This window comes from Lysinibacillus sp. NPDC096212 (assembly GCF_044763105.1).
Lineage (GTDB): Bacteria > Bacillota > Bacilli > Bacillales_A > Planococcaceae > Lysinibacillus.
The window spans coordinates 73,870-90,894 of record NZ_JBIWFQ010000015.1 but is presented as its reverse complement, the minus strand read 5'-3'; the positions used below and the strand labels follow the sequence as shown (position 1 = coordinate 90,894).

The following is a 17,025-nucleotide window of genomic DNA, read 5'->3' as shown; positions in this document are numbered from 1 at the left end:
TGAATAACTATTCAAATGGTAAATTGTAGATATTTTTAACGAAACAACACGATACATTGTTGGAAATTTCCGTTATAATGAAAATATAATGTTACAGTCCTATACTTATTTGTCTTTTCCCTATACAATTTAACACGAAGGGAGAGAAAACATGCCTCGATTTTTTTTGATGACAATAACTTTTATTGTCTCACTCATCCTAACCTTTTCATCCTATTTCATGAAAATAAACGATCATTCTTTTTTAGAGATCTTAAATCGTTTTCCAGTAATATTTGCACCGTTTAATGTTAGTTATATGATTTGGATTGTGGTTTACATGTTACTTGGTTATTGGTTAGTCATGAACCTAAAAAAGACATCTATTCAACAGACTGTTCTCTATAGTAGCATATGTATTATGCAGGCGTTAGCAATTGTTGTTTGGCATCACGAACTATTTATCATGTCAATTATCAGTACGTTTGCTTTAGTACTGTATTTATTTAAGTTGTACAAAACGTACCCTCTCAGCAATAATTCACTCACAGGTCGTATACCCTTCTCGATTTATTTAGCCTGGGTTACATTTAGCCTAATGACAAATGTAAGCTTTACGCTAACATCTTATCAATGGAATGGTCTTGGCCTTAGTGATCCACTTTGGGCAGTTATTTTACTAACAGTTGGAGCAGCAATAGCGCTACATATTGGATTCCATTATTTTGATATTATCTACCCAAGTGTATTTATCTGGTCCTATATCGGGGTCGCATTACATAATGGTTTTGATGAGCTACTTGTGACAACTGCAGCCTTGTTTTTATGCGGAGTGCTACTTGTCGGTATATTATTTATTAAAAAAAATCCTGCCTACCAAAAATAAATTGGTTAGCAGGATTTTTAGCTTTTTTATTGTTCATCTAGAGAAGTTAAAATAATTGGTTTGTCTTTAGTAACGATAATTGAATGCTCGATTTGAGCAACTAATGATTTGTCTGGCGTAACGAATGTCCAGCCATCACCTGACTCTACAATATGCTCCGCTTTCGCTGAGATAAATGGCTCGACTGCAAGCACCATGCCTTCTTTCATAATTGTTGAATCCCAAGCATCGTAGTAGTTTAAAATATGATTTGGCTCATCGTGTAAAGAACGACCTAAACCATGACCTGTTAGGTTCATAATCACTGTTAAATCATTGGCATATGCTTCACGCTCAACAGCTTTACCGATTTGGTTTAATTTTGATCCAGCTTTTACTTTTGTCATCGCACGGTCGAAAGCACTTTTAGCTACGCGACATAACTTTTCTTTATCCTCATAGCCATCACCAACTACAAATGAAATGCCCGTATCAGCAAAATAGCCATTTAATGAACCAGATACATCAATATTTACGATATCTCCCTCGTTAATCACACGTTTACCTGGAATACCATGTGCGACTTCCTCATTCACACTAATACATGTGTATCCTGGGAAATCATACTCCCCTTTAGGTCCAGAAATTGCTCCTGCTTCTGCAAACATACGACCTGCAATTTCATCTAATTCAAGTGTTGTTACACCTGGTTTTGTAGCAGCCTTCATTGCCTCACGAATTTCAGCACAAATACGGCCGATTTTTTTAAATGCTTCAATCTCTTCTTGCGTTTTTACAATCATTTTTAACGTCCCTTTCATCTAATGTCTATTCATTAATATAACATAACTTTTTATACAAAAAACGCTAAACGCTTTAAATATTATATGCCATCATGAATTGTAAAGTGCTGAAAAACAGGCTCTTCACTATAGCGTGGGGTTGATTTCCGTTCCGACTGGGCGCTTTGTAGCTGACGCTTTGCTTTCGCTACAGAAACACATTTGTTGCTGTCGCTTCGCTTTCGCACAGAGCAAAGCTTCCTGGGGGCGTCCGATGAGCCGCTTAGGCCAACAGGATGTTGGTCACGAAGGCGTTATCACAGGACGTGATGGTTTTAGCCTCCGTTCCTCTATTGCTAATCCCCAAAGAGTCGCCCAGTCTCCACTCCAATCAACTATATCCATGGATACGTTTTAACAAATGCCATCCCTATCTAGCTCTAAAAATCCTCCGCCTTTTGGATTCTTTTTAGGGTATAAAAGGTGGGTGTTCTAGTTTCAATAATAATAAAACCCTCCACTTATGTGAAGGGCATACTAATTATGATTTTCGTTGCATTAATTGAGGTGCTGCTGTAAATAGTAGAACACCGACAATCGCTGTTAAAATCGTTGCTGGTAGCATATATGTTCCATTGTAGATGATTGAATAAATCCACGCATTTTGATCGCCAGCATACTCTGAGAAAAATACAGCGCCCGCAATGGTATGTGCTGCATAACGTAAAAAGCCCGCTAATACAGTTCCTACAATAATATAAAGTGCCATTTTCTTTTTGTTTAAATCTTTGGCAGCATCGAGCACTGGTCGGCGAACAACGGCCGCCAAGCCTACTACTGTAAAGGCAACACCATAATCAAGTAATCCTTGTAGCCAATGTATAATATAGGCGCCAAACATTGTTTGCATCACACCAATAAGTAATCCCGTTGTCAGGCCAGGAATAAGGCCCCAGCGGAATGCTATTAAAATTATTGGTACCATCACTAGACTAACAGAGCCGCCTTGTGCCCATACTTTAAAGGAAACCTGATCTAGTACAAGGCCAATCGCTGCGAATATCGCAATCTCCACAAGCATTAAAAGTTTTTTATTGTCCATAAATATTCTCTCCTTTGTTCCGATGTAGGATACAAGAGCAGGAATAGAAATCAGTTGGCAAATATGTCCCTATCTGGCATCAATAAAGATAAAAAAACGATGCCAGGACAGAGCCTCACATCGTAAAAGTGTCGGTTTCTATCCACAATCCCTACGCAAGTGTTAACTTACAGGTTCGAAGAGTCAAGGCATTACGTGCCCAGTCTCAGCTGACATCATCAGCTCCCCTTGTGGTCGTTACATCTTAATTTAATTGAACAACCTCATTGTACGCAAACACTGTTACGATTACAACCTCTTCCACATTTTTTTTTGAAACTTTATCGTTTTTCATGCGTAAATATTAAAAAAGGAGGTACTACTATGGAGAACCAAAAAATTTTATCTGCCTTTAGTTATCTCAGTATTTTATTCGCACCCTTTATTGTGCCATTAGTCGTTTACTTTGTTACAAAAGATAGCGACGTAAAGAGGCACTCTATTCGAGCACTGATTTCGCATATAATTCCAGTCGCATTCGGAATCATATTCTTTGCAGTCTTTGTCTTCTCAACTTTATCATTCAACACCAATTTTGACGGTAGTAATAATTTTCTTATCATTTGGTTTGCTTCATTCGCAATTTACATTCTCGTTTCATTAGGAGTCGTTATTTGGAATATTGTTCAGGCTGTTCGCGTGATCCGATAAGTTTCATCTCAACCTCTCCTTAAACAGATAGTACTTAAGGAGCTGTTATTTTGTGAAAGTATCTAAAGTTGTTAAAACCGCTGTAAAATTAGCACCTATCGTTATCCCGATTGTCAAAAAAGTAATCGCTGCAAAAAAAGGAACAAATCCTAACGTAACAAAAAAATAACAAAAAAGGCGTATTTCCATATAAACAGAAATACGCCTCTTTGTTATTTCACTTCAAAATATGTTTGACTGTGACCGTTCATTGCTTTTTCAACATGCAACACAGCAGGCATTGTAGCTTTTAACTCTGCAACGTGTGAAATGACTCCAATCATGCGTCCGGAATCTTGTAAATCAATAAGCGTATCAATCGCCTTATTTAATGCTTCTTCATCGAGAGAACCGAAGCCCTCATCAATAAACATCGTTTCAATGCGGATATTACCTTGAAAGCTTTGAATGACATCTGCCATCCCAAGGGCAAGACTTAAAGAAGCATTAAACTTTTCTCCCCCTGATAGTGTTTTCACATCTCGTAATTGATCTGTATAAGCATCATACACATCTAGTCCAAGCCCACTTTGCTTAGCATGCTTTTCTAAGCGATCAGAACGTCGTAGCTCAAATTGACCGTTGGATAAATGATAAAGCCGGACATTTGCTGCCTCTGTAATTTTATCTAAATAATTGATTTGAATATAACGCTCAAAAGACAGCTTTTTCGCATTCTGTCCATTTAACATTGCATAGAGCTCCTTCACTCGTCCTGCCTCTTTTTCAAGTAAATGAATCTCCCGTTCGGTCTCCTCAACTTTTTCGATAAAGTCTACACAAGCCTTCGCAAATCCTTCCATTTGCTGCAATACTTTGAAGGCTTCCTCATATGTGACACGCAGCATCCCTAGCTTTTCTTCCATTACCGTTAAATCTTGTTTCTCTTGCCCTTTAAGGTGCTTCTCGCCCTCAGTAATTTGTACCTGTAATGTGTGGATTTGTAGTGCATAATCATTGCAAGCCTTCCGTAAAGCTTCTATTTGCAGCATGCTTCGCTTCCCAGTAGCAAATTCTTCATAGTTTTCAAAGCCCGCTTCCGTCATACTTACTGAAAATTGCTCGCGCTTTTCATCCATTTTCAGCTTTAATTCCTCAAATGCCTGTTTCGCTATTTCTACGGTCATTCTAGCATTATTTGCTGCTTCCTTGGCAGATTGCAGACTTTGTTGGCTAATATTCCACGCGGTTTGTAATGCAACCTTTTGTGACCCTATATCAGCGATTGCCTGTTTCAATGCTTGCAGCGTCGTAAGATTTTCTGGAATATGCTTTTGCTGCTCTTCCACAATTGCTTGTTCCTTAGTCAATTCCTTTGTCTTCTCAGCTAAATATTGCTCTAGTTTTAATTGCTTTTCTTGTAGCTGCTCCATTCGTGTACGATGATCTTTTTGTTGCATACGTACATCAGACAATTGATTGCTCACTACTTTTAAGATTGTTATTTGTTGCTCTACGTTTTGCAAGGAGGCTACAATTTGTGCTTGATTCGATTGATCAATCTCATTCGTCTCTATCTGTTCTAGCGCCTCTTGTAGAAGATGCTTTGTAGAGTTCAATAAAGCTTCTTTTTCTAAAAACTTGCGCTCATCAGTACTAGCCTTTCCTCGTAAAGCCTCCACCTCTGCTAATTCGATCATCTCTAATTGCTCACGATGTGTTTCGAGATGTGTTGTACTACCGCACACTGGACAAGGCTCTCCGTCCTTAAGTTGCTGTGCTAAAATACTTGCCTGACTCGCAATCCATTGTTGCTCCAGCTTTTGAAGAGCCTGCTTACTTTCTTGATAATGGACATTAGTAGTGGCTACATCCTGCTCTGCAGTTGCAACCGCTCTCGTATATTTTTCAACTTGCGCTAGTAACGATACTTGCTCTTTTAGCTTCGGTAGCTGTTCTAAATAACTTTCATATGGCTGAAGTTGATTTTCATATTGTTCAATTGTTTTTGCTAATTGCTGAACTTGCATTTGTCCTGTTTCTACGATTTTACTATTATCGACTACTGCTAGCTTTGCTGTTGCAACATATTGTTCAGTTATTTGCATTTGCTGCAGATTATTCTCATACGCCTCGAATGTCGGCAATAATGCTTGTAGCTGTAATTCCTGTTGTAGAACGTGTTGACGCTCAGGTTCTTTCGCCTCTTCAACGTGAAACTTTTCCTGTGCTATTTTTAACTGAGCTTCTGTGTTTTTCTGCTCTGTCATCACTTGCTGATAGGATTGTTCTTTACGATTTTGCTCAGCACGTAAATCGATACATTGTTGTTCAAGTATGACAAGACGCTCGGCTTTCTCTGCTAATGCAATTTCGCGTTCTTTTGCGCTATATATATCTTGGTCTTTTAGCAATGCTTGTAGGCGATTCTGACGATTAGTTTGCTCATCAAATTGCTCATTCAGTGTTTTCGCTCTACTATAAAATTCTTGCTCTTTTTGATGATGTGCATAAGCCTCTTTATAGCGTTGCTGTTCCAATTGTATACATTCCGTATAATAGGTCTGCTCCTCTTCCAGAGCCTTCTTCAGCTGATGCATATTTTCAGTATTATTAGTAATGCAAGTAAATAAAGATGACGAACGCTGTGGTAAAGCGCCTGCAATTTGGCCAAGAAGATGTTCCTTTAATTGTTGAGCACGCAGTAAATCACTTTCCGCTTCTTTTCGTTTCGCATCAAGTCTTTTTGTTATCGCACCAAAGCGATCTGTTTTAAAAATTTTACGCAAAATAACTTCTTTATTCGTAGAATCTGAGGTTAACAGCTTGCGAAATTCACCTTGTGGCAGCATAACAATTTGACTAAACTGATCCTTTGTGAGGCCGATAATATCCTGTAGCTTTTTATCTACCTCAAGCGTTTGCTGCTTTTCTACAATACTATAATCAAGCGTGTCTCCTTTGATTTCAGCCAGTTCAATTTTCTTACCAGTAACACTTTTGTTTGTTGCTTTAATATGACCTGGCTGACGTAAAATTTGATAGACTCTATCATGCATTTCAAAAACGAGCTCCACTGCAGTATACATATCATCATCTGCAAACCCACTTCGTAGCATAGCAGTATCCTGACGATCTTCACCGCTACCCGATCCGTAAAGTGCATAGCATATAGCATCAAAAATCGTCGTTTTCCCAGCACCTGTTTTTCCAGAAATCGCAAATAGACGTTGTTCACCAAGCTGTTGAAAATCAATAACCTCTGTATTTTTATATGGACCGAATGCAGTAATCGTTAACTTTAAAGGCTTCATTTTACTGTCTCCCGCTCCTCATCTAATAATTCTTGTAGCATTTCTGTAAATAGACGCTCTGTATCTTGATCTGGCTGTACGCCAATTATATCTGTAAAAAATGATCGGAATAAATCGATGTCTTCTATTTTCTCTGTCTCAATCGTCTGAATTTCATGTGATACCTCTTGGCGTGCTACTTTTCGCTCAACATGCATCGCATTAGGAAACACCGTACGAATACGTTCCATCGGCGAAGTTACTGACGTAGCATCTGTTAGTCGTACAAATACATAATCATCACTAGGTGGTAATTGCAATAAATCATCCATTAAGCTCTCTACCACACGTAAATCCCGTCTCGCTATAAGCTTACGTTTTGTGACAGTGATTTCTCCTTTTGCATCTAGCTCCACTATTAAAAAGCCCTTCTCATGTAAGTGCTCAGATAATGAATACTTCAATGGAGAACCGGCATATCGAATCGTTTCATTCAACACAAAATGTGCTTTATGCAAATGTCCAAGTGCTGTGTAATGAAAAGGCTTAAACAATGCTGCATTTATGCAATCCGAGCCTCCTATTGATAAAGGTCGCTCAGAATCACTCGTATTCGCTTCCTCTTCTCCATACTTCGTCACAAAGGCATGTCCTACAAAAACATTACGTTTTGTTGAATCTAAACTATGTCCAATATGGTCGACAATTTTTTCCATCGCCTCTTGATGAGATCGAATGGAATCATCCTCTAAAATAGTCCGTACTGAAGCCGGCTCTGCATATGGTACGAGATGAAAATGTACTTCACCATACTCATCATTTAAAACTACCGGTGCATGATCTTTCGTAAATTGGCCTTTAATATGTAAGCCACTATCACTCATTAAACTACTGCCAAAGTTCAAGCGACCTGCACTATCGTGGTTCCCCGCAACCGCTAACACGGGGATTTTTTTATCAAGCACAATTTCCGCCAAAATATCATTTAGTAAATTCACTGCCTCAATAGGGGGCATCGAACGGTCATATAAATCACCTGCTATAACGATAACATCCGGTTTTTCCTCATCTATGGCTAGCATAAATTGCTGTAAAATATATTGTTGATCCTCCGTCATATAGACGCCTTGTACAAGCTTTCCTAAATGCCAATCTGCTGTATGAAATATTTTCATTCTTTGCGCCTCCTGTCTATTTCATTTTATCACGGCTGATGGATTGATTGTTTTTCCTTTTATTAGTTTGATAAAGGTTCCTCATATAATGTGGGAGCTGAGGTGTTGGGGTATCCGTCGCTCCGGTTCTTTCCATCGCTACGGGGGTTCCTTCCGGCGCTTCGGCAATTCTATCCGTCGCTTCAAAGATTTTTTCCGTCGCTCCAGGGGTTCTTTCCGTCGCTTCGGCAATTCTATCCGTCGCTTCGAGGGTTCTTTCCGTCGCCCCGGTTTTATCTGTCGCTCAGGGGATTCTACCCTTCGACCCGCTGATTTCATCCGTCGCTTATATTTTGATAGATATTCAACATAAAAAAGAGCATCTTTGTCGATGCCCTGTTACAAATAGTTATGATTAAAACGTTTTGCTCTTACCTTCTCCATAAAAGCAACGTATCCTGTAAAATCTTGAATGGCACGCGCAGTAGGGCTTGGCGTTTCTTTTTCTTCTTGTTTCTGCTCTGCCTTCGCTAGTTGTTCTAAAATCTGCTCAAATGAAATAGGGTTAGGCTTTGGCAGTTCGTTTGAAGAAATGGCTAAAGCTTTACTTCCACTATATTTATGTAAAAATGCATTTGCCATTTGGCGATAGCCTTCAAAATTTGGATGTACGTCAGAAATATTGGGTAAAAAGTTTGTTGCGTTTAACCCAAAAGCATCATAGACGTTTACATAAATTGCTCCGGCTTGCTCTGCCTGTTGCTGTAAAATCGTATTTAACTTTACAAGCTGTGCATTTGTGCCTTCTTTTTGCGTAGCGTGAACATTTGGATAGGCAAAATAATAGCCCATTACATAGACCTTAGCTTTAGGTGCTCGCACTTTCAACTCATCCAAAATCTTCGCCATATTTTTTCTGGCAATGTTTAATGCATAATCTGTTTGCAGCTGCGTAAAGGCTAATGTACCTGCAGTTGGATTGACCTGCACTAGACGCAGTAAATCGTTGGCACCTGCCGAAATAGTAATAAGTGTTGCATTAGCTAGTAAGTCACTCGCTTCCTCTGATTGTACTCGTTTCAAGACATCAGCTGTTGTATAGCCTGGGAAAGCGAGCTCCTTTGTATAGAAACTTAATTGCCCAGTCATTCCTAATCTCATAGCAATTAAATCACTATAGCCTGTATCAATCTGTTGATAAGGTGTTTGACCAGCCGCCAAGGAATCTCCAATTGATAGGTAGTTTTCAGTATGAGCAAAAGCAGATGAAGCACAAAATACCATCATGAATATAGCTGTACCAATTAAGCTTAGTAATCGTTTCATCTGCCCAACTCCTTTCCGATTCCGTGACATCTGCCGGAGGCTTTAACATCTTTCAGCGGGTGTTTGGACACCTGTACCTGTCGCTACGCTTTCGGTACAAAAGACATTTGCTGAAAGATGTTTTATCAAGAGCTTAAAATGCCCAGCTACCTTTGCGGAAAATTGGCTCTACCGTTCCATCTGGTAAAATACCGTCAATGTCCATCTCACCACTACCAATCATAAAGTCCTCATGTGTCACTGAAATATTTGCACCTAACGCTTCAAGCTGTCCGTTTTCTAAATCTCTTCCACCTTCTAAGCAAGTTGGATAAGCTTCGCCAATCGCTAAATGGTTCGATGCATTTTCGTCAAACAATGTATTAAAATATAAAATCTCCGATGCTGAGATTGGTGATTCATGCGGTACAAGTGCTACCTCACCTAAATAGCAAGAGCCTTCATCTACATTAATAAGCTCCTGTAATAAATCATGGCCTACTTGTGCTTCAGCCTTAACAATTTTTCCTTCTTCGAATGTCAGTTTAAAGCCATCGATAATATTTCCTTGATAAACTAATGGTTTTGTATTGCTTACATAGCCATTTACACCTTGTTTCATCGGTAACGTATAAACTTCTTCAGTCGGCATATTAGCAATAAAGATAGTATCATCTGGCGTTTTACTACCTCCAGTAAGCCATTTATGCTGTGGTGCTAAGGCAATTGTTAAATCAGTACCTGGTGCTGTATAGTGCAGCTTTGCATATTTTTTATTGTTTAGCAGGTCCGCACGAGATTCTAAATTTACTACGTGTTCACGCCAGTTTTCAACAGCATTGCCTTCACCGATACGAACAGTTTTAAAAATAGCTTCCCACAATGCTGGTACTTGTTCCTCAGCCGCTAAGTTCGGGAATACTTTCGATGCCCACTTTGGAGAAGGGACAGCAACGATCGACCAAGCTATTAAATCCTTCATTACGGCGTTACGATAGTTTTTCAGAGCAGCTCCAGATACCTTTTGATGAGTAGCTAGGCGATCTGCTGAAATACCTGCTAATTTATCAGGGTCTGCAGCATCAATCCATAATAGTGCTCCTTTACGATCGATCACTTCATCACGCATTTTAACTACCCATTCTGGGAAACGATTAAATTCTTCATCTGAAGCATGCTCAAAGTAAGCACGATCCATTTCATCATCTGAAAAATTAACATGAACACGTCCTGCACCAGCTTTATAAGCCTCTTTCACAACTAAACGGGCGAAATCTAATGCTTCCACTGAAGTATTAACTAATAAGTATTGCCCAGGTTGAATATTAACACCGACTTTTACCGCAAGTTCTGCATATGCTTGTAATTTTTCTTCAAACGTCATATTATTTACCTCGCTTTTGTCCAATTGTTTTTGAATTACCCTCCACTAACTTGCCTTCATGCCATACTTTCTGTACAGGTTTCGCAGAAATTTCTCTTGTCCATTTTTTATACGTTTTTTCATCACGATAAGATAATAACGTTAATACTTCACCATCTGCTCCGGCACGGCCTGTACGACCAGAACGATGCAGATACTGCTCAATTGTTCTTGGTACATCGACATGAATAACATGTGTTAAACCTTCAATATCTAAACCACGTGCTGCAATATCTGTAGCAATTAAAATACGCGCATCACCTTTACGAAAAGCATCTAACGCCTTTTTACGTTCTTCCTTCTTCATGTCAGAATGTAATGTCACAATCGGTGCCGTACGATATTGTAATTTCGTTTCCTTCATTAGCAATTGATCGATATTGTTGACGAAAGCCAACCCACGTAATCCTTCTATATGTGATAGTCGGCGTAAGAAATCAGTTTTATCACGCTCCTCCACTTTCACGAAAGAGTGTACAACTTTACCAACCTTTAACATATCCTCTGGTTTAATTTTGAAACGTATCGGCTCGAACATCATGCGACTAGCCACTAATTCAATTTCCTCCGTAATTGTTGCTGAAACAACAACTACTTGTCGCCCAAATGCTGCACTTTCGATAAAGGATTTTACGACAACACGATATTCACGACTTAGTAACTGATCGCACTCATCTAAAATAACTGTTTCAATTTCTTTTAGCTTTAATTTCCCAGCACGTGCTAATTCATTTAATCGGCCAGGTGTTCCTACAACTATTGTCGGTTTTTTCTTTAACTTTTCGATTTGACGTGCAGAGTTTGCCCCACCAATTAGTTGTTGAACCGTAATATCAGAACCCGCTGTCCATTCACGGATAACCTCTACAATTTGCATTGCTAGTTCCTGTGACGGGGCTACAATAAGTCCTTGTGTTTGTTTTTTTGAACCGTTTACTTTATTTAGTAAAGGAAGTACATACGCTAAAGTCTTCCCCGACCCTGTCGGTGATTCGGCTACAATATCTTTGCCCTCAAGCATAGCTGGAATCATTTCTTCTTGAATTTTCATCGGCTCTTCAAATTTCCATTTTGCTTGTAAATCTTCATTTAATACATTTATTACTGACATGTAATTTCCCACCTTCTATCTACTTGACACTAGTTTAACACACTAATCATTTTCCTACTTCATATGTACGTAAACCTTTGTATAATCGTTTCAAAAACGGGGCTTTCTTAATCTCCCCAAATGAATTTTGAGTATACAGATAAAAAAATCTGCACGACTCATCACGGGATTTGTCAGCCTTCAAGCCCTTTTAGATACTTGAGATTCTTTGAAGGTTTACAACTTACCTGTGAAAAGCGTGCAGATTTTATTTGGTTCATACGATTGTTAATCTACAATTTCATAGCCACATGCTAATATAGCACGTTCTGCTAACACGATTAATGAGTCGATATATTTGTCACTTAATTTTAAATCTCGATTGACGATTGATAATTCAGTACATCCTAATACGATACGATCACAATTAAGTGCAAGCATTGCTTCTTCTATCGGCTGCCAATCCTCCTGAGAGACATCTTTTCCAGCCTTTACATAATCATAAATAATAGACATGACTTTTTCTTTCATCACATCGTCTGGAACTACTGGTATGATACCAAATTCCTCTAACGCATCTTGATACATACGTGAGGTTAATGTACCCGTTGTCGCTAAAATACCTACACGCTCTGCCCCTAAATCAGAGGCGCGCTTTGCCGTTTCCCTTATCATATGTAATACCGGAACCGGAGAACCTTCAACAATCTCATCATAAAAGGTATGTGCCGTATTACATGGAATAGCAATCACATCTGCCCCAACAGAAGCAAGCTTTTTTGCATCTGCGACTATCACTGGTACAGGATTTTCTTTTGTACTATCTAAAATAAAGGCAGTACGATCAGGGATATTCGTATCATTATCAATGATTGTATGTAAATGTTCCTGATCCTTCGCTGCCTTCGTACGTCTTACAATCATTTCACCGATAAACATCGTTGCAAGTGGACCAACGCCACCAATTATACCTAAAGTTTGTTTTTTCATTAGTTTGACAGACCTTTGTTGTTAAAATATTTCTTATATTGGCGATAAAAGTTTAAATTATCAAGCGTTATATTCAACCAACGCTTCGCATTCATATCTTTATAATTAAAGATGGAATCCGTAGCCATTCCTTGGCGAATAAGGCTTTTCGCTTCTATCACAAGCTGTTCATTTTGAACATATTTAAAAAGGACACCATTAGGGACAATTGTCCAAAGATGCTTGTTCTGAACATATGTTAGCTGTTGCTTGCTTCCTCGGATAAAATCATCTGCAACATATTGCATTAAATTATAGCCACTTGCAGTCACATAATAATTTGAAAGTTCATTATGTAATTCAATACTTAATAACTTATATTGACCGTCACGTTCATCATACTTCATATCAAACGTGGCAAAGCCTTGGAATCGAATTTCTTCTAAAAACAATTTCACGCGGTCCATTAAGTCTTTATCGTATGCTGTCATGATGGCTACATAGCGACCAATCCCCTCTGGAGAATGCTCTTCTAAAATTGGGTTACCTACAGATAGCAGTTTTACCTTATTATCTTGCCCAACATAAGCATTTACGACACACATATGAGCATCTTCGCCAGGAATATATTGCTGTACCATTAAGTCATCTCGGTATGCCGATTCCTTATAAATGGCGTGGAAAATAGCATCCTTTTCGTCGTTATCTTTTGCAATATACACTTTTTTCTTGCCTCGAAAAATACATGTAGCATACTTTGTCATATTCAAAGGTTTAATGACAACGGGGTATTCAAAAGGAATGTCAAATTCCTCGTAATCATTGACGGTGCAAACATGCATTGCCGGATAGTGAAAGCCGAACTTCGCACAAAGTTCATACATGCTCTCACGCGTTAATAGCTCATTAGCAAGGTTTGCATCCACATAAGGAATTACAAAATACTCTGCTAGCTCCTCTTTATGTTGCACAATTTTTTTTACGTAAAATTCATCGCAGGCTAACAACAGCAATTTTTTTCCTGCAAATTCCTCTGCAATTGCCTTTAACGCCACGACAAAACGATCTTCAATATGGAGTCTTGGAACTTCACGAAATATTAATAAATCACTCTGCTGTATTTTCTCCATATTCGTATGATTTAATGCAAGTGGTTTAACGCCATAGGACTCGTAAAATGCTCTTGCCATGCCGTAAGCATTCATTTCATCTCCTAATAAAACCGGTAAAAAAGCGTGCTCAATGGCCATTCTACTCAACTCACTTTAGCTTTTATTTGGCTCTCACATCACGTGGGGGTCATCCCCAGTGACAAGCCTTTTTTTACAAGTGTAACATACTTTCCTTGTACGACTTATAACTCTTCTTTCGAATCATTTATGAACGGCTACAGCTTGTTCACCTAACTCTCTATAGCTTTTAAAAAACTGATCCACATTATAAGTGACAAAGCCTTTTAACGGGTCCATAACAACTACTTTATCTCCTAAATGCCCGGTTAAAACAACAGCATGTAAGTTCATATACGCTTCATGCGGCACTTTTTCACCTTCATAGATCCAGCCCTTATCTAGATCTCTTTTTGGCTCTGATAAATCTAATGTAACCCATGTCACAACAGGGACTCCCTCTCGAACAAGCTGTAAAATTTCGTCCTGCGTGGCACCACTCTTATTTGTCACCTGTAAGTTTGCCTGTTTATCTGCTATTACTGCCTCTGCGGCTTTGACAATCGGAGCTGCAAAGACATACATACCGTGTGCTTTATCACGAGGATTTCCTGCAAAAGCCTGTGCTGGATTTGGACCAAATCGTTGTCCGTCTACAGTACTTATTGTTTGCTTTGGTAAATAATTATCAGCCATTTCCAGCTTCGTAACGTCTAGCCCATAATAATTTAATACAGCTGTTAATGATGTTATTTCACAGCCATGTGGTAGTTCAGGATTTTGCATAACAACTGGTACATCCAGCTCTTGCTCATCCCTCGAAAAATGTGTTTCCAATCGATAATACGGCTTTGTCGCATCATATGTAAAATTTTCGATTGTCGTATAACCATCGTTTGTTGTACTATTTTCAAGCGTAGTTGCTGCCATAGCATATTTCCGCCCCTCGATAAGCTTCGAAAATGTTGCTTCGCCCTCTTCCGAGCCAACCGCATCCTCCACTACCTCTCCTTTCTCTACATCTGTAGCAGTTATATAAAGGTTAGGTATGGGGGCACCACTATTAAACTCTACCGTTAACACAGTTAATCCTTTGTTTTGCGTTTCATGCTGCGAAAACGGATTGCAACTTGAAAGTAGCATGATTATCATAATACCTATTAGTAAAAGGCGTTTATACCTCGTCCACAAGACAAATTCCGCTCCTATCTTGTTTGAAGACAATAACTTCAATTCTATTATATTATTTCAATTTGTCGCAGACTCTATTATACGCTAATTTCATAGACGTTCCTATTTTAACTTCTTTCAGCGGTTGTCCAAACATCCAGAAGTAAAAGCCTCGAACGCAATTGCGCAGAGGCCTAATATAAATCCTCTACACAATAGCATCTCTAAATTCAGTGTACGCCCGATAAGGTATTACTATGTTTGCTATTTTCGAGTTTCATCAAACCGTTTTACACGTTATGCGTGCTTACTCTTGGTCGTAATACATGCTTTAAAACTTTACCAGAAGCATTACGTGGCAATTCAGTTAAAAATTCAATTTCATGTGGCACTTTATACTTTGCAAGCTGAGTCCGACAATAAGCCATTATCGCCTCTTCATCGGAAGACTTCCCTTCCTTCAATACGACAAATGCTTTCGGGACTTCGCCATATACCTCATGTGGTAAACCTACAACGGCAGCCTCTAAAATTTCTGGCAGTTGATATAAAACCTCTTCGATCTCGATAGGATAAATATTTTCGCCACCTCGAATGATCATATCTTTTTTACGATCAACAATATAGAGATAACCTTCTTCATCAAAACGCCCTAAATCTCCTGAATAGAGCCAGCCATCTTTAATTGCTCTAGCTGTTTCTTCAGGGTTACGTAAATAACCTTTCATGACTTGTGGTCCTTTGACACAAATTTCTCCTACCTCACCCGCTGGCACCGTTTCACCAAAGCTATCAACAACACGGACGTCCGTTTGAGCTAATGGTTTTCCTACTGATCCAATCTTTGTCAATGCATCGGCATCTAAAAGAGAAGTAGTTGCAGGAGAATTTTCAGTTTGTCCATACAGGTTTTGTACTTTCACATTAGGGAAAGCCTCCTTCACTTGCTTAACAAGCTCATAAGGCATCGGTGCCGCTCCGTAACATAATAAACGTAAATTTTTAAATGTATGTTCCTTAAAGTTAGGTGTATTTAAAATAATTGTATACATTGACGGAACACCAAAGAAAATTGTTGAATCTGTAGCAACAAACTGTTCTAAAGTGTTTGTCGCAGAAAAAGCCTCTTCTATAACCATCGTACCGCCTTTATAAAACATCGGCATCGCAAATACATGAAGGCCTGCACAATGAAATAAAGGCGTACAAATAAACATTCTATCCTCATTGGTCATATCCATTGAGGACGACCATATATCCGCAGTTGATACAATATTTTGATGAGTTAGCATTACCCCTTTTGGTTTACCCGTCGTCCCAGAAGTATACATAACAACACCAGTATCATGAGGCTCCAATTTGACAGCTTTTCTTTGACCTGGATAGTTTTTAATAACGTCTTTCATCTCTTTGAGCCCTACAGTATGTTGAAATGGATAGGCAATAGTTGCGAGTACATCCTCTAACCTTTCATCATAAATAAGCCCTTTAGCTTCTGAATGATTAAAAATAAATTCGACCTCTGGAGCTGCTAGTTTTGTATTAATAGGCATGACAACATAGCCTGCTAACTGAACACCGATATAAGCGATTAAAAATATATCTGAATTGAGCGTATATAATGCAATTACATCATCTTTTTCAAAGCCTTGCTCTTGTAAGTATGATGCGAATGTTTCTGCACCTTTATAAAATTCACTATAGGATAGCTTTGTCCCATCGTAAACCGTTGCAATCCCATTTGGTTGCTGCATAGCATAGTTTTGTAGAATATCTGTCATTAACATCGTCATCATAAGCCCCCCAAATTTTTTAAAATTCATTTCCCTCATACCCTGTAGAATCGTTCTAGAAAAATCAGAAAATTCCAATTATATTTTATCAATCTATGAAAACGTTGGCAATTTTTCTACACATAAAAAATATAAGACTCATTACCGAAAGTTAGAGATGACATTTTATTAAAGTATTTGTCATGCGGGAAAATTGATTGGAGGGAGACTGCTGATTCTTTGGGATTAGCAATAGTGGAACGAAGGCTATATACATTACGTC

Annotated in this window: 14 protein-coding genes and 1 riboswitch; of the genes, 3 read left to right on the top strand and 11 right to left on the bottom strand. The window is 38.7% G+C overall.

What is annotated here, in order from left to right:
* The first annotated feature begins 151 nt into the window (after positions 1-151).
* Positions 152-865, top strand: coding sequence for a hypothetical protein (locus ACIQ7T_RS15635; protein WP_402871414.1), 714 nt, complete (start codon positions 152-154; stop codon positions 863-865).
* Between the two features lie 26 nt (positions 866-891).
* Here ACIQ7T_RS15635 and map read toward each other — a convergent pair whose 3' ends face one another.
* Positions 892-1,647, bottom strand: coding sequence for a type I methionyl aminopeptidase (map, locus tag ACIQ7T_RS15630; RefSeq protein WP_370049202.1), 756 nt, complete (start codon positions 1,645-1,647; stop codon positions 892-894).
* A gap of 253 nt (positions 1,648-1,900) precedes the next feature.
* On the opposite strand from map, the gene ACIQ7T_RS15625 reads away from it, so the two are divergent.
* A complete protein-coding gene (locus ACIQ7T_RS15625; RefSeq protein ID WP_402871410.1) occupies positions 1,901-2,044 on the top strand; it encodes a hypothetical protein in 144 nt (47 codons plus the stop codon).
* 123 nt (positions 2,045-2,167) lie between these two features.
* Here the strand turns inward: ACIQ7T_RS15625 and thiT are convergent, their stop codons facing one another.
* Positions 2,168-2,728, bottom strand: coding sequence for an energy-coupled thiamine transporter ThiT (gene thiT, locus ACIQ7T_RS15620; RefSeq protein ID WP_370079292.1), 561 nt, complete (start codon positions 2,726-2,728; stop codon positions 2,168-2,170).
* A gap of 130 nt (positions 2,729-2,858) precedes the next feature.
* A riboswitch (TPP riboswitch) is annotated at positions 2,859-2,967 on the bottom strand.
* 124 nt (positions 2,968-3,091) lie between these two features.
* Here thiT and ACIQ7T_RS15615 point away from each other — a divergent pair.
* Complete coding sequence (locus tag ACIQ7T_RS15615; protein WP_370079290.1) at positions 3,092-3,418, top strand: magnetosome magnetite crystal formation protein family; 327 nt, start codon at positions 3,092-3,094, stop codon at positions 3,416-3,418.
* 212 nt (positions 3,419-3,630) lie between these two features.
* Here ACIQ7T_RS15615 and ACIQ7T_RS15610 read toward each other — a convergent pair whose 3' ends face one another.
* The 9 genes from ACIQ7T_RS15610 to ACIQ7T_RS15570 form a co-directional block, all read right to left on the bottom strand.
* Positions 3,631-6,711: an AAA family ATPase gene (locus ACIQ7T_RS15610; RefSeq protein WP_402871406.1), complete on the bottom strand. Its 3,081-nt coding sequence runs from the start codon at positions 6,709-6,711 to the stop codon at positions 3,631-3,633.
* Positions 6,708-7,865, bottom strand: a complete 1,158-nt coding sequence (locus ACIQ7T_RS15605) for an exonuclease SbcCD subunit D (RefSeq protein ID WP_402871403.1) — start codon at positions 7,863-7,865, stop codon at positions 6,708-6,710. Before ACIQ7T_RS15605 ends, ACIQ7T_RS15610 begins: the two co-directional genes overlap by 4 nt.
* A gap of 378 nt (positions 7,866-8,243) precedes the next feature.
* Positions 8,244-9,170 (bottom strand): SGNH/GDSL hydrolase family protein, encoded by a 927-nt coding sequence (locus ACIQ7T_RS15600; protein WP_402871400.1) that lies wholly within the window; start codon positions 9,168-9,170, stop codon positions 8,244-8,246.
* 133 nt (positions 9,171-9,303) lie between these two features.
* Entirely contained in the window at positions 9,304-10,533 is a 1,230-nt protein-coding gene (locus ACIQ7T_RS15595) for an aminopeptidase (protein ID WP_370079280.1), read from the bottom strand.
* A 1-nt stretch (position 10,534) separates the two neighbouring features.
* Positions 10,535-11,683, bottom strand: coding sequence for a DEAD/DEAH box helicase (locus ACIQ7T_RS15590; protein ID WP_370079278.1), 1,149 nt, complete (start codon positions 11,681-11,683; stop codon positions 10,535-10,537).
* Positions 11,684-11,950: 267 nt separating this feature from the next.
* Positions 11,951-12,652, bottom strand: a complete 702-nt coding sequence (gene cuyB / locus ACIQ7T_RS15585; protein WP_370079276.1) for a cysteate racemase — start codon at positions 12,650-12,652, stop codon at positions 11,951-11,953.
* Complete coding sequence (locus ACIQ7T_RS15580) at positions 12,652-13,881, bottom strand: carboxylate--amine ligase (protein ID WP_370079274.1); 1,230 nt, start codon at positions 13,879-13,881, stop codon at positions 12,652-12,654. Before ACIQ7T_RS15580 ends, cuyB begins: the two co-directional genes overlap by 1 nt.
* A 123-nt stretch (positions 13,882-14,004) precedes the next feature.
* Positions 14,005-14,991 (bottom strand): C39 family peptidase, encoded by a 987-nt coding sequence (locus ACIQ7T_RS15575; protein WP_370079272.1) that lies wholly within the window; start codon positions 14,989-14,991, stop codon positions 14,005-14,007.
* Positions 14,992-15,260: 269 nt separating this feature from the next.
* The gene (locus tag ACIQ7T_RS15570) at positions 15,261-16,763 is read right to left on the bottom strand and encodes a class I adenylate-forming enzyme family protein (protein ID WP_370079270.1); all 1,503 of its coding nucleotides are present in this window, start codon (positions 16,761-16,763) and stop codon (positions 15,261-15,263) included.
* Positions 16,764-17,025 lie beyond the last annotated feature (262 nt).